This is a genomic window from Methylobacterium sp. J-077 (assembly GCF_022829365.1).
In the GTDB taxonomy this organism is placed as follows: domain Bacteria; phylum Pseudomonadota; class Alphaproteobacteria; order Rhizobiales; family Beijerinckiaceae; genus Methylobacterium.
This window is the reverse complement of record NZ_JAKSYJ010000209.1, coordinates 1-14,170: the sequence shown is the minus strand read 5'-3', so window position 1 is coordinate 14,170 and position 14,170 is coordinate 1. Positions and strand designations below refer to the sequence as shown.

Sequence of the window (14,170 nt, the reverse complement as noted above, 5' to 3'; positions counted from 1 at the left end):
ACCCGTCCTCAGCGACCGATGCGCCGGTTCTCGATGAAGGCCTCGGCCTCACGTCCGGGCTCGGCCTCGGCGGCTTCCCACGGATCGCGGCGGTCGAAATCCATACGGACGTAGCCGCGCGGGCTCGCGGGTCCGCCGAAGCCAATCTCGCTCCAGGCGGTGGGGTGGGCGTAGTAGGCCTTGACCGCATCGGCCAGGACGCGCCCGGAAAAGAACTTGGCCGGCGGCATGTCCCCCCAGGCCGGGTGCGCGAGCGTGCCGGCCTCGGCGGCCTTGAGCAATTCGTCGCGCGCCCAGGCGCCGAGTTCGTGGAAACCGGCGCCATAGGCGGCGCGGGCCTCGGCGTCGAGGGCCGCGAGGCCCCGTCTCCAGGCCTCGCCTTGGTCCGGAAGATCTGCATGGCGATAGCCGTCGTGCTCGCCGGTGGCGAGCTTGTGGTCGATCAGCGCCGCCACCGGGATCGGATCGGCACGGTCCGCAGGCTGGGGTACGACGCGGTCGCAGACGGCCTTCAGCGTCGTCCAATCCGCATCGTCGAGGAAGCGATGTGTCTCCGGGCCGATGCCGAGACGCTCCGCGAGCACGTCCCGCGTCTTGGCGTTCCAGGAGGGGCTGTCGCGCTTTTCCAGCACGTCGTAGCCCGGGTAGAGGTCGCGTCTCGGGTGCAATGTCTTCGATCCTGAGCGTGAGTTGAACTGATGGCGCCGTTCAGCGTCGCCGATGTTCCAGCAGTTCCAGGGCGGCGAGGCCCCCGAGCGCGAGGCCGGAGAACGAGGGCGGTGCTGGCAGGGGCGGCCCGTCGATCATGTTCTGGCGCCAGTTGCCCCAACCGCCCATCATCCGCTGGACGCCGTAGGCGTGGAACGCGACGCCGAGCACACCCATCGCGCAGACCGCCCACATCCCCGCCTTCGCCGCTCCGTGCGGCCGGCCGGGCTCCGCCACGGCAGCGCCCGCTAGGATCGCGGCGGCGAGCGGCGGCAGGGTCACGGGCACGAACATCGCAGGGTTCTGGAAAGCGCCGCGGAAGTGGAGCAGGCCGGCCTCCAGGGTCGTACCGAGTAGCATTCCGGCGGTCGCCACCGCGAGGGTACGGCCGGCCGGCGCGCCGGCGAGTTCGGGTGCGTCCGGGTCGGCATCGCGCACCCATTCGGCTGCGACGCCGAGGATGCCGGCCAGCGTCAACGCCATGGGGGCACCGATCGGCGCGCCGTAGAACAGGTTCTGCCAGGAATAGCCGCCCTCGCGCTTGCCCACGTTCCAAGCGTGGAAGCCAAACCCGACGAGGCCGGTGACGCCGGCCATCGCCTGCACGGCATGGCGCACATGAGAGCGACCCGGATCAGTGTCGCCGGCCCCGTGCAGGGACGAGGCCAACGTCACGGTGGAGGCGATGATCGGCGTGTACATCGCCCGGTTGAAGAACTGCCCGCGGTAATGCTCCAGACCGGAGTCGAACAGCACGGAGGCCGCGAGCATCGAGGAGGCGTGGTTCAGGCGCTGCGCCGCGCTCGCGGTGACCTCCGTCCCACGCTCGCGGTAGCGGCGCTCACCTTCCGTCCGGACCTGACGCCCCCCGTGCGGTGGGGGGCCGAGGCGTTTCGAACGACCCGCCGCGAACCAGGTCAGCACACCGGCTCCGACCGCGACGAGGGCCAGCGCCACGACCGGGTGGACCTCCGCCTCGAACCGCACCGGCGTCGTCCGCGGCCTCACGCCGGGAAACCTGCCCTCACGGGCGTCGTTTGGTCCCGCCTCAGACGGCATAGGCTTCCGCATCCTGGTGCTTGAACGTCAGTCCGTTGCCCGGCCGCGAGAGATCCGGGCCGATGAAACCGTCACGCGCCACGGGCGCGCCATCGAACAGCATCCGCTCGATGCGGACGTGATCGTGGAACCATTCGAGGTGGCGGAAGCGGGGAACCGCGACCGCGACGGGCAGGTGGAGCGCCGGGGCGCAGTGACCGGACAGGTCGACGTGGGCCGCCTCGCACAGCGCGGCGATGGTGCGGAAGCCGGAATAGCCGCCGCAGCGGGTCACATCCGCCTGCGCCACATCGACCGCGCCGGCCGCGAGTAGGCCACGCATGTCATCCGGTGTGTAGACGTATTCCCCGGCCGCGATCTCCATGCCGACCGGTGCACGCGAACGGACCATCGCGAGGCCGACGGGATCGTCGCTCGTCACGGGTTCCTCGAACCACGCCACGTCGAACGCCGCGGCGGCTTGCGCGAACGCGCAGGCCCGTTTCGGGGTGAAGGCGCCGTTGGCGTCGATGAACAGCGCGGCCTCACCGATGGCATGCTTTGCAACCGCCATCCGGGCGGGATCGCGCTCCGGCTCGCTACCGATTTTCATCTTGACCGCCCGACAGCCTTCCCGCTCGACCCATCCCGCGAGCTGCGCGCTCAGTTGCCGGTCGTCGTACGAGGTGAAACCGCCGCTGCCGTAGATCTCGGCCGTGTCGCGGGCGAGACCGAACAGCCGCGCCAGAGGCAGGTCGAGGAGGCGTGCCTTCAGGTCCCACAAGGCCGTGTCGAGGGCCGAGATGGCGCTGGCGGCGAGACCGCTCCGGCCGAGGTTGCGCACGGCACCCCACAGGGCCGCATTGAGCCGAGGGATGTCGAAGACATCACCTCCCTCCAGTACCGACGCCAGCGTCTCGCCGATCAGGCCTGCGACGCTCGCGTCGGTGTAGCTGTAGCCGAGGCCAATCTGACCGGCGGCCTCGACATGGACGACGACGATCGTCGTCTTCTCCCACACGAAGGTGCCGTCGGCTTCCGGCGCGTCGGTAGGGACGGTGAAGGAGCGTGCCCGCACCGCCGTGATGGTCGCTTGGTTTGCCATGGGCTTTGCGGAAGGGGCAGTCGCCCCCCTCCATCCTATTTCTTGTCGCCGGGAAGGACGGCGCTGAGCACCTGCCGGGCGGTGTCGACGAGGAGATGGCGCTCCTTCGGGTCTCCCTTGCCGAGCATCGACATGAAGTTCTGCACCTGCTGGAAGGTGAAGAACGGCGGCAGCGGCGGCACCTCGGGATCGGTCTTGACCTCCAGCACAACCGGCACCGGGCTCGCCAACGCCTCGTCCCATGCCGCTCCCATCTTCTGCGGATCGTCGACGTAGATGCCCTTCAGGCCGATTAGCTCGGCAAACTTGTGGTAGGGCACGTTCGGAATGTCCTGTGACGCCTCAAACTTCGGGTTGCCCTCCATCACCCGCTGTTCCCAGGTGACCTGGTTCAGATCCTCGTTGTTGAACACGCAGCAGATCCAGGTCTTGTTCGACCAGCGGTGCATGTACTTCGAAACGGTGATCAGCTCGGCCATGTTGTTCATCTGCATGGCGCCGTCGCCGACCAGCGCGATCACCGGCCGGTCGGGATGGGCGACCTTGGCCGCGATGGCGTAGGGCACCGCCGCACCCATCGAGGCGAGTCCGCCCGACAGCGAGCACATCTGGCCGCGGCGCATCTTCAGGTCGCGGGCATACCAGTTGGCGCAGGATCCGGAGTCCGAGGTGATGATCGCCCGCTCGGGCATGCGCGGCGAGAGTTCCCAGGTGACGCGCTGCGGGTTGACCGGGTTGGCCTTGGCCATCGCCCGATCCTCGGCCTCCTTCCACCAAGAGACCATCCCCTTCTCGATGCCGGTGCGCCAGGAGCCACCCTCCTTCTTCTGGTCGAGGAGTGGCAACAGCGCCCGCAGGGTCTCGGCGGACTCACCGCAGAGCGGTACTTCCATGGGATAGCGCAGCGATAGCATCTCCGGTGAGATGTCGATCTGCACACCCCGCGCCTGTCCCTCCTTGGGCAGGAACTCGGCCCAGGGGAAGCCGGAGCCGATCATGAGCAGGGTGTCGCACTCCTCCATCATGTCGGACGAGGGCTTGGAGCCGAGTAGGCCGATGGTGCCGGTGACGAAGGGTAGGTCATCGGGGAGCGCGGCCTTCCCGAGGAGGGCCTTGGCGACGCCCGCCTGGAGCTTGTTGGCGACGGCGATGACCTCGTCGGTGGCGTGGAGCGCGCCGGCACCGACCAGGATCGCGACCTTCTTGCCGGCGTTCAGCACGTCGGCGGCTCTGCGCAGGTCGGCGTCGAAGGGCACGACCTTCGGGGCGGTGTAGCCGACGCCGGAGAAGGTGTTGCCGTGCTTGCGCACCGGCGCCTCGTAGGGGACGTCCTGCAGATCGTTGGGCAGGATGATCGCCGAGACCTTCCGTTCGGCCTTGGCGATGCGCATGGCGCGGTCGACGATGTGACGGACCTGCGCGGGCGAGGACGCCTGCTGCACGTAGGCGGCGACGTCCTTGAACACGCTCGTGAGGTCGAACTCCTGCTGGTAATGCGCGCCGTTGACATTGCGCGCCTGCTGGCCAGCGATGGCGAGCAGCGGCACGTGGTCCATGTGTGCGTCGTACATCCCGGTGAGCAGGTGCGTCGCGCCGGGGCCAGAGGTGGCCATGCACACGCCGACCTCGCCGGTGAACTTGGCGTAGGCCGCAGCCATGAACGCGGCCATCTCCTCGTGGCGGACCTGAATGAACTCGAATGGCAGGTCGTTGCGCTGCATAGCGCCGAGCAGGCCGTTGATGCCGTCACCCGGGTAGCCGAAGATCGTCTTCACGCCCCACTCGGCGAGACGCTTCCAGAAGAAGTCGGCGACGGTGTCGGCCATGTCGAATCCCTGAAAAATTGCGCAGCAATAGCCTCGCATAGACAAATTATGTCGGTGCGATGCGAGATATCGGATCCTAGTGCGCTATCGTTCCCAGCCAACCGGTCACACGATGCACAGTTCCTGTTTCGATTGCGAGCGACCAAACGATCCCGTGAAGTGACGTCAGCCTGCCCCATGCGTGAGGTCGATAGCGTAGAGGTGCTGCTTCGACGTGATAAAGAGCCTTCGCTCGTCGGGCGAAAAGCAGAGGTTGGAGCACACCTGCGGCGTCGGGATCAGCCCGAGCCGGTGTCCCTCGGCGGAGAACACCTGAACTCCGGCCTCGGAACTCGTCCAGATCCAACCACGGCTGTCGGTCCGCACGCCATCGGGAATGCCGAGTTCGACCTCGGCGAAGACGCGCCGGTTTGCGAGCGCGGGTCCCTCGGTGACGTCGAACGCGAAAATTGTGTGCCGATCGCCGCCCAGGGAACGAGAGGTGTCGGTGACGTAGAGCGTTCGTCCGCAGGGAGCGAAGGCGAGACCGTTGGGCTGTTCGAGGTCTGCCATGCGTGCCACCTCGCCGGTATTCGGATCGATGCGATAGACGCTGCGATGATCGAGTTCGGGTTCGGCGAGTGCACCCTGCTTCGGTAGGACGAGGCCGTAGGCGGGATCGGTGAACCACAGCGCACCGTCGTCGGCGCAGACGACATCGTCGGGCGAGTTGAAGCGTTTGCCCTGGTATGTGTCGACGACGACCTGGTAACGCCCGTCCGGCAGCGTCCGAGACAGACGCCGAGTGCCGTGCTCGCAGTGGATCAGCCCGCCGTCGCGGTCGATCGCGTGGCCGTTGATGAACGGCGTCGCGTCGACGACGACCTCGACGCAACCATCCTCGCGCCAGCCGAGGACGCGGCGCCCCTCGACATCGGACCAGACCAGCATCTGCCGAGCCGGCCACCAAATCGGGCCCTCGCTGAAGGTCGCCTGATCGTACAGAGACATGAGTCGGGCGCCGTGCGCCACGACCTCGGCGAAGCGAGGGTCGAGCGCCCGCGGTGCATCGACGTATGCGACCGGATCCGGTGGGCCAGCATGGCGAACCACGTCAGGCATGCCATTCGTCTCCTCGGTGATGGCGGCCGACGCTCGCTCGGCGTGTTCTCAGCCCCTTCCCGGCAAGACGCACGACAGGATCGCGTTCGCCAGTCCACGGGATCGTGATAGATGCAATGGCACGCTCAGCCCCCGCCGCGATCGACGACCGATCCGCAGAGGCCCAACGCCGTGTTTACGACGGCGAGATGTGTCAGGGCTTGGGGAAAGTTCCCGGCGAGACATCGGCCAGGTACATCGTACTCCTCCGAAAGTAGACCGACGTCGTTGGCCACGCCGAGCACCCGTTCGAGATAGGCCTCGGCCAATTCATTGCGCCCCTGGAGGCGCAGGCAATCGGCCATCCACAGCGAGCACGGCAGGAACGCCCCTTCGTCGCTGGCGTCCCCCTTCGCACGCATGCGCCGGATCAGACCGTCCTGGTCGAGGTCCGTCCTGATCCGCTCGATCGTCGCCGCCATGCGCGGCTCCTTAGCCTCTAGGAAGCCGACGAGCGGCAGCAGCAGGAGACTCGCGTCGAGCTCATGGCTGCCGTAGCTCTGCGTAAAGCTGCCGAGGCCAGCGTTCCATCCCTCGCGGCAGGCTTCGGCGTGCACTCTGTCACGGCTGGCCGTGAGGATCGCATGCAAATCCTGAGGCATATCGCAGTGCCGTAGCGCCCGGTCGAAGCCAACCCAGCACATCGCCTTGGAATAGGTGTACCGCTTCGGAGCCCCGCGTGATTCCCAAATCCCGGCGCCACGATCCTGCCATATCCGAGCCAGGTGTTCGACGAGCCGCCGCTCGACGATACGCTGATGCTCCGTCGCCGCGATGCCGACGCGTCTCGCCAGGGCCAAGGTGTCCAAAACCTCGCCGTAGACATCGAGCTGCTTCTGGGTGGACGCGGCGTTACCGATGCGCACAGGGCGCGCCTCCCGGTAGCCCGGCAGCGCGTCCACGGTCCATTCGGACAGGTGCCTGGACCCATCGACGCGATACATGATCCGGAGCGCATCCGGCTCATCGGCGATGGCACGTAAGAGCCAATCGCGCCACGCCGTCGCCTCGGTCTTGAAGCCGGCATTAAGGAAGGCACCGAGCGTGAACGTGGAGTCCCGCAGCCATGAATACCGGTAATCCCAGTTCATGCCACCGGCCGGCACCTCCGGCAGACTCGTGGTCGGCGCGGCGATCAACCCACCCGAGCGCGCGTGCGTCAGGGCTTTCAGCGTCAGCAACGAACGCTTGACCGCGCCGAGCCATCGGGTGCGCGTGGCATCGAAACCCGAAATCCAGCCTTCCCAATGTGCCTGTGTCGCCTGGAGGGCGGTGTCGACATCGAGTCGCGATGCCTCGCCGCACCAGGACGCCGTGCGCGCGAGGACGAACGTATGGCGTTCGCCCTCACGCAGAGTAATAGTCCCCCTCGCTCCGCCGTCCGATACACCGACAGGCACACTCGTATGCAGGGTTAGACGATGTCGGCCGGCCACAGCCACGGCACCGCCGTCATGCGTCTCCCACCACGGCGCCAGCGCACCGTAATCGAAGCGAGGACACACCTCCCAGTCCACCTCGACGGTGCCGGACAATCCCTCGACGATGCGGACCACGGCCGATATCGTCTCGCGGATGGGCATGAAGTCGGTGATCCGAACCGTTCCGTCGGCGGTCCTCATCTGGGTCTCGAGGATCATCGTGTCGCCGCGATACCGACGTGCGGTGTCGATGATCGGCGCCCGAGGTGCGATCGACCAGCGGCCGTTCCTCTCGGTTCCAAGAAGCGCACAAAAACACGCGTCGTCGGAGAAATCCGGCCAGCACAGCCAATCGATCGAGCCATCCCGCGCGACGAGGGCGGCGGTCTCGCCATCGCCGATCAGGGCATAGCTCTCGATAGGTTTGCTCAAAACTAATCTCCTCGGCGCAGCAGGTACTGCGTGTCTCGCCCTGACGCGTCTTTCGGCTCGCACATCGTATAATAACGAGTCTACTAGGCGAGCCGCCCCTTGATGTGGTCGGCGACCCGAAGTGCGTTAGCGATGATCGTCAACGTCGGATTGACCGCCCCGATCGACGGGAAAAAGCTCGCATCCGTGACGTAGAGATTATCGAGCTCGTGCGCCTTGCAGTTCAGATCGAGCACCGAACTCTTGGGGTCGGGGCCGAACCGGAGCGTTCCGGCCTGGTGGGCAGTGCCACTCAGAGGGATATTCTTGCCGAGATAGAGCGAGCGCTCGAACAGGTAGGTGTAGGCGCCCCCGGGCCGCAGCAAGTCGGAGAGCTTGTTTCGCAGGCGATCGTGGGCTTCCCGATTGTTTTCCTCGATGTCGAGGATCACTCGGCCATCGCGATCGAGCATCACCCGGTTGTCGGAATGTGGCAGATCTTCGCTCTGCAGCCAGAAGTCCATGGAGTGGCGCGCGACCATGTCGAACGGGGCGTTCGGCAGGAAGCCGGTCCATTTGGGGAATTCCTCGCCGCGGATCTGGTCCGGATGCGTCTTGGCGCACATCTGGATCAGGCCCATCGGGTATTCCCAGTCCTTCGACGCGAAGTAGAAATCCGAGACCGCGAGCGTCTTCTGGAAAACGGTGTCGTTCGCCTCCTTCGACAAGGCCATCAGGACCGACATGTTATGGCGCATGTAGTTGCGCCCGACCTGATCGGAACCGTTGGCGAGGCCATTCGGATGCGCGGCATTGGCCGAACGCAGGAGCAACAGGGCGGAGGAGAGTGCGCCGCAGGCGACGACGACGATGTCGGCGCTGTAGCGCTCTTCCCGGCCCTCCCGGGTCACACAGACCCCGGTGACGGTGCGGCCGGCTGGATCGGTTTCCAGCCGCGAGACGTAGGCGTTGACCAGCAGCGTGACGTTGTCGTGCTTGGCCAACGTCGGGTCGACGGTCATCACCTGGGCATCGGCCTTGCCGTTCAGCAAGCATGGAAAGCCGTCGAAGGCGTCGCAGCGGATGCAGATGCTGGTCGGTGTCGGCTTTCCCCCACGTTCGTCGAGCATGATCCCGAGCGGCAGGTGAAACGGCTGCAGGCCTTCCCCCGCCCAATCTTCCGAGAGCTTCTGGATGCGCGGTTCGTGGCTGACGGCCGGATGATCATAGGGTCCACTCGACCACGGCTCGGTCGGATCCTCACCGCGTGTGCCGTGGACGGCAAACAGTCGCTCCGCCTGTGCGTAATACGGCTCGAACTCGGCGTAGGAGACAGGCCAAGCCGGCGAGATCCCATCCACGTGTCGAACCTCGCCGAAGTCTCGCTCGCGCAGGCGGAACAAGGCGGCACCGTAGACCTTCGAGTTGCCCCCGACGTAATAATGCAACGCTGGGCTGAATGACCGTCCATCACCGCCGTACCACGTCTCACGCGCCTGGTAGGCCCCGTCCACGAAAACGGTCTTGGCCGACCAGTTATCCTGCGAGCGCGGAAGATAATCGCCACGCTCCAACAGCAGGATGCGCTTACCCGTATCGGCGAGCCGTGCCGTCAGTGAACCGCCGCCGGGCCCAGACCCGATGACGATAACGTCGTAGTGGTCCTGAGGCATCGATCAATCCGGTACTACGGCGTGTCGAGAAAGCCGTCCTCGCGCAACATCGTGCGGATAGAGGCGTTCCGTATCAGGCGCTCACGGGATCGTGCTGTGAAAGCTCAACCTATCTCCCGGTGCGATACGAAACCGGGGAAACTCCTGGATCGAAGTGACGTTGAGCACCGCAATCGTATCGCCATATCATTCTGCGCCGGAGCGACCTGTGCCCCTATCGAAGACCTTAGAATGACTTGGCTCGACCTGATCGCAGTCCCTCTCCTAGCCAAAATCTGTCTCGTCAGCATGTTTCCCCTGAGCGCCTACGACAAGATCGTCCACTGGGGCGAGGCGATGGATCAGGCAAAATTCGGACCCTTGCCGTTTCCAGCCCTGCTATTGATCCTCGGCATCGCCGTAGAGACAATCACGCCGGTGCTGATCGTGGTCGGACTCTGGGACCGTGCCGCAGCATTCGTGCTCGCCGGGTTCTGCGTGATCACGGCATTGTTGTACCACCAGTTCTGGAAGTTCCCGCGTTTCTGGTCGAAGAACGGCGAGGGTCGGGCGCATCTCTGGGACTTCTTCAAAAATTTCGGTCTGGTCGGCGGCCTCTTGCTCGTGGTGATCAGCGGGAACTACGAGCCTGCCTCACAAGTGGTTGCGCGTCCTTTCTCGACCGGACCGAGTAGCATCACTCCAATCCTCAACTGCCGCTGAAGGATCTGTGAGCATGTCTGATCAACACGACCAGGGAACGCCACCGACGCTGCCGTACTGGCATGTCTATACCGATGCCGACGGCGTGAGCCGCCAAGCACGGTTCGAGATCTCCGCGTTCAAGTTCGAGGGTGTGAACCCCGAGACGGCGCCGCAGTGGAACGACAAGCAGGAGCCGTCGAAGGCTGCGGTGACCTTCACGGTGCTGCCGGTCGGTTGGGTCGGGCAGTGGCACGAGAACCCGAAGCCGCAATGGATCGCGATCCTGTCTGGACGCTGGTTCGTCGAGACCATGGATGGCTCACGGGTCGAGATGGGTCCGGGCGAGCTGATGATGGGCGAGGACCAGAACACCCGTGCGCGAGACGGCAAGAAGGGCCATCTCTCCGGAACGATTGGCGATGAGCCGTGCACGATGATCGTCACCGGCCTCGACGTCGCGCCGACCGTAAACCAGCCCGGGCGCTTCCGCTGATCGAGGACGAGGACGTGCCGATGTCGCAGGACAGAACCCTCGCACTCGGGCGCTTGCTCCGCCGGCCTGGTCGCCCAGGCAAGATCGATGGCTTCACTGGCGTCGAGGTGCATGATCCCCGATTGGCGGCCGTGATCTCGCCGGAGGCCGAATGGGATGTGCTCTACACCTTCACGCTGCATGGCGAAGGCACGGTCTGGGACCCACCGCGAGACCGCCTCATCTGGTCCGACGTTCCGAACCGGCGCCTCCTGGCGTGGTATCCTGACGGCCGGGTCGAGGTGGCCATCGACAACACGCAATTCATGAACGGAAACGCCCTCGGCGCCGATGGCTACCTCGTCCACTGCGAGCACGGACGGCGCTGCGTTAGTCGCTCAGACGGGGACGGTCAGCCCGAGCCGATTGTGACTCACTACGATGGCAAGCGCTTGAACTCCCCCAACGACGTCACCGTGGCGGCGGACGGGGCGATCTGGTTCACCGATCCGACCTTCGGCATCCTGATGCCGAACCAAGGTAGCCTCGTCGATCCAGACCTCGATCATCGTAGCGTCTACCGCTTCGACCCGCGCGCTGGGTCGCTGCGCCGTATGGCCGACTTCGAACAGCCGAACGACCTGTTTTTCTCCCCCGACGGGCGCAGGCTGTACGTATCCGACACGGCACGCTCGCTCGGTGAGATCATCGGTGGTCATGAGCGTGACACCCACGAGATCCTGGTGTTCGATGTGGCTGCGGATGGCACCCTTTCGAACCAACGCCTGTTTTGCCGGGCAGACCACGGTTACCCGGATGGGTTCGCTGTCGACGAGCGCGGCTGGGTCTGGACCACGGCCGGAGATGGAATACACATCTACGCCTCGGACGGCATCGGCCTCGGTTTTATCCCGACGCCCGATACGCCGTCGAACTGCGCGTTCGGCGGTCCGGCGCAGCGACGCCTGTTCGTGGCAGCTACATCCTATCTGCTTTCAATCGAATTGATAGCTTAATAAGCTACAGAAATCGCAACCAAAAATAGTCAATACTTAGGTTCAAAGTACTAGATTCCGTAACATGCCCGTAGAAGACCGCGGGCTCGCGTGTGCGACAAGTTATTTCAAAGCGCATCCTTCCCAACCGTTTCAAGGATCACGCGCGCCGTTTCGACAGGCTGATCCCAATGCGGGAAGTGGCCGCAGCGCTCGAACCATTGCAGACGTGCCGACGGAAAAGCTACCAGGGCGCGTGCAGCTTGGCGCGGCAGCAGCAGGTGGTCTTGGCGGCCCCAGCCTATGGTGACAAGGCCGGGGGGCTTTGCCGAGCCCTGCTGCAATGGCCCACTTGCCAACTCAACCAGCATCGCATCGAACACCGTCGTGGCCGCTAGGCTCTGCAGCTCCTCCGCGACAAGCTGCGGTAGCAGCAGCCACGGACGTGCCGACAGTTGGGCCAGCAGCAGCGTACGGGTGACGGCGTGGCGCGACAGGCCGGGATGGAAGGGCCGCAGCAACCGCACCAGGCGTATCGATGCCGCGAGGGTCCAGTGCAACCAGCGCGTTTCCCACCCGCGCCAGAAACCGCCGGGATCAAGCGCCACGCAGTGCCGACCGATGCCCCGCCGCGCCAGCTCCAGCACCAGCCGGCCCCCCACCGAACTGCCGACGAGGTCCGCTGTCGTCAGGCCTTGCGACTGCATGAAGCCGGCAAGGGCGTCCGCATAGGCCTCCATGGTCTGCCGACCCGCGAGCGGTGCCGATCTGCCATGTCCCGGCAAGTCGACCAGGATCAGTTCGCGCGAGCCGCATAGTGCGGACAAGAGCGGATCCCAGGTACGGAGATTGGCCCCCAGCCCATGGACCATCAGTAGCGGATGGCCCGTGCCGAGGCGTTCGAAATGTAGGAACATGACAGCATCGTCCTTCAATGTTCGGGCTGCAGTCCGAACATTAATTCGTTGCAGGTTTCGTCAGGCCGGATGTGCCGGTCAGGTTCGCGGGCCGCTCATTTCAGACGCTTCGAGGCCGCGTCGCCGGTCTGATAGCCAGCTGCGCGGCGCTGACTGTACTTTGCAGCTTTGCAAGGGCCGGATGTCGCCGCGAAGGCCCCCCGGAGTTCGCCAGGAGAGATGCGCTTCCAATGCTCGCGGAGACGTAGACGTCACGTCCGCGCCAACTCAGATGCCGGCGTACCAGGCGTAGCCCTGGTCCTCCCAGTATCCTCCCTTGCCATCGCCCAGATGGGCGAAGCTCTCGACCACCTCGATGCGCATCACGTACTTGGCCTGCTTGTAGCCGAGGTTGCGTTCCACCCGCAGGCGCAGCGGGGCGCCGTTCGAGACCGGAAGCGCCTTGTCGTTCATGTCGTAGGCGAGGATCGTCTGCGGGTGGAACGCGTCCACGAGGTCGATGCTCTCGTAGTACCTGACCGGTGATCCACCACTGGCCGCAGTGTCATCAGACGCCTGCTGGCCGCCTGAGTCCTTCCTGCTCTCCCCACCGCCCGATTGCTTCGTCATGGCTGGGTTGGCATTGCCGGCAGGTATTGTTTCGTCGGAGCCGCCATCCTCCGCGGTGTCCGCTCCGCCGTTGTCCTCTCCCTGGTCCATGGTGTCCGCGCAGTGGAACACCACGTAGCGCCCCTCGGGCTTGAGCTTGGCCCGGTTCAGGAGGTCGGCGAGCGGCACGCCGGTCCACTTGCCAATGGCGCTCCAGCCCTCGACGCAATCATGCCGGGTGATCTGGGTTCGGGCGGGAAGCTTGCGGAGCTCGGCCAGGGACAGCTTGAATGGCACCTCCACGAGACCGCCGACCTCTAGGTGGTACTTGGCGAACTTGCCCTTCGCCAAGGCCTTGTATGCGTTGTCCGGCGGGTCCTCGGTGCCGTTCGGCTTGAACCACGGCGAGACGTCGGCCTCGGCGTATTCCGGCGCTAGCGTCCGGTCGGTGAGCAGCAGGCGCTGGACGAACAGGTTGGCGTCCTCGCCGGTCTTGAGGGTGCGCCGGAACCACTCGGCGTTGCCAAGGCGCTCGCACCCGCCGAGCAGGGCCGCCGCGGCCATGGCGGAAGCCCCCGTCAGGAGGGCCCGTCGACTCGGAAGGCGGCTCATGCCCGGGTCTCCCCGGTGACGGGTGCCGGTTCAACCTTGCGCTCGATCATGAACCAGCCGGTGACCATGCCGCGCATGTTGTTCCAGAAGCCCGAGAGCAGGACCAGGGCGACGTGCACGATCACGAACAGGACCAGCAGGGCCGCCACGACGAAATGGACTGTGCGCGCCGACTGTCGTCCGTCGAATATCGTCAACAGGAAAGGGAAAGCCGCGTCCATCGCCGGCGACATCGCGAGCCCGGCCAGCACCTGCACCGGCAGGAGCACGAACAGCACCACGAGGTATGTGAGTTTCTGGATGACGTTGTATCGCTTGGCCTCGTCGCCCTGCGGAAAGCGCAGCGTCGGGTGCTCCCACACCGACGCGCCGAAGTGCCGGATCTGATCGCGGGACGGGATCACGCGGAACCGAAGCTGCCCGCTCGCCAACCCGTAGATTAGGTAGGCGAGGCCGTTCAGGACGAAGGCCCAAGCGAAGAACAAGTGCCAGGAGCGACCGCCGGTGAGGTCCTGATCGCTCGGAAGGGTCAGCCAAGCCGGAAAGCCTCGGTCGGCTGCCTCGCCATCGCTGCCGGCGG

Annotated in this window: 13 protein-coding genes; 3 read left to right on the top strand and 10 right to left on the bottom strand. The window is 65.4% G+C overall.

From position 1 onward, the window contains the following. Positions 1-8: 8 nt before the first annotated feature. The 7 genes from MKL11_RS24990 to MKL11_RS24960 form a co-directional block, all read right to left on the bottom strand. A complete protein-coding gene (locus MKL11_RS24990) occupies positions 9-668 on the bottom strand; it encodes a gluconate 2-dehydrogenase subunit 3 family protein (protein WP_243948227.1) in 660 nt (219 codons plus the stop codon). A gap of 40 nt (positions 669-708) precedes the next feature. Continuing rightward, complete coding sequence (locus tag MKL11_RS24985) at positions 709-1,716, bottom strand: hypothetical protein (protein WP_243948225.1); 1,008 nt, start codon at positions 1,714-1,716, stop codon at positions 709-711. A gap of 40 nt (positions 1,717-1,756) precedes the next feature. Beyond that, a complete protein-coding gene (locus tag MKL11_RS24980; protein ID WP_243948223.1) occupies positions 1,757-2,851 on the bottom strand; it encodes an enolase C-terminal domain-like protein in 1,095 nt (364 codons plus the stop codon). 35 nt (positions 2,852-2,886) lie between these two features. After that, on the bottom strand, positions 2,887-4,677 hold the full coding sequence (locus MKL11_RS24975; RefSeq protein WP_243948221.1) for a thiamine pyrophosphate-requiring protein: 1,791 nt from the start codon (positions 4,675-4,677) through the stop codon (positions 2,887-2,889). Positions 4,678-4,842: 165 nt separating this feature from the next. After that, entirely contained in the window at positions 4,843-5,778 is a 936-nt protein-coding gene (locus MKL11_RS24970) for an SMP-30/gluconolactonase/LRE family protein (protein WP_243948219.1), read from the bottom strand. Between the two features lie 125 nt (positions 5,779-5,903). Further along, positions 5,904-7,670 (bottom strand): glycoside hydrolase family 15 protein, encoded by a 1,767-nt coding sequence (locus MKL11_RS24965; RefSeq protein WP_243948217.1) that lies wholly within the window; start codon positions 7,668-7,670, stop codon positions 5,904-5,906. A gap of 83 nt (positions 7,671-7,753) precedes the next feature. Continuing rightward, positions 7,754-9,322, bottom strand: coding sequence for a GMC oxidoreductase (locus tag MKL11_RS24960; RefSeq protein WP_243948215.1), 1,569 nt, complete (start codon positions 9,320-9,322; stop codon positions 7,754-7,756). Between the two features lie 231 nt (positions 9,323-9,553). Here MKL11_RS24960 and MKL11_RS24955 point away from each other — a divergent pair, with 231 nt between their 5' ends. Genes MKL11_RS24955 through MKL11_RS24945 form a run of 3 tightly spaced genes read left to right on the top strand, consistent with a single transcriptional unit; the run spans position 9,554 to position 11,494 of the window. Beyond that, on the top strand, positions 9,554-10,024 hold the full coding sequence (locus MKL11_RS24955; RefSeq protein ID WP_243948213.1) for a DoxX family protein: 471 nt from the start codon (positions 9,554-9,556) through the stop codon (positions 10,022-10,024). Between the two features lie 13 nt (positions 10,025-10,037). Next, complete coding sequence (locus MKL11_RS24950) at positions 10,038-10,499, top strand: cupin domain-containing protein (protein ID WP_243948210.1); 462 nt, start codon at positions 10,038-10,040, stop codon at positions 10,497-10,499. A gap of 20 nt (positions 10,500-10,519) precedes the next feature. After that, entirely contained in the window at positions 10,520-11,494 is a 975-nt protein-coding gene (locus tag MKL11_RS24945) for an SMP-30/gluconolactonase/LRE family protein (protein WP_243948208.1), read from the top strand. A 107-nt stretch (positions 11,495-11,601) separates the two neighbouring features. Here the strand turns inward: MKL11_RS24945 and MKL11_RS24940 are convergent, their stop codons facing one another. From MKL11_RS24940 to MKL11_RS24930, 3 genes are all read right to left on the bottom strand, one after another. Continuing rightward, positions 11,602-12,390, bottom strand: a complete 789-nt coding sequence (locus tag MKL11_RS24940) for an alpha/beta fold hydrolase (protein WP_243948206.1) — start codon at positions 12,388-12,390, stop codon at positions 11,602-11,604. A 267-nt stretch (positions 12,391-12,657) separates the two neighbouring features. Continuing rightward, positions 12,658-13,590, bottom strand: a complete 933-nt coding sequence (locus MKL11_RS24935; RefSeq protein WP_243948204.1) for a molybdopterin-dependent oxidoreductase — start codon at positions 13,588-13,590, stop codon at positions 12,658-12,660. Beyond that, on the bottom strand, positions 13,587-14,170 hold a 584-nt coding region (locus MKL11_RS24930), incomplete at its 5' end, for a cytochrome b/b6 domain-containing protein (protein ID WP_243948202.1). The genes MKL11_RS24930 and MKL11_RS24935, both read right to left, overlap by 4 nt.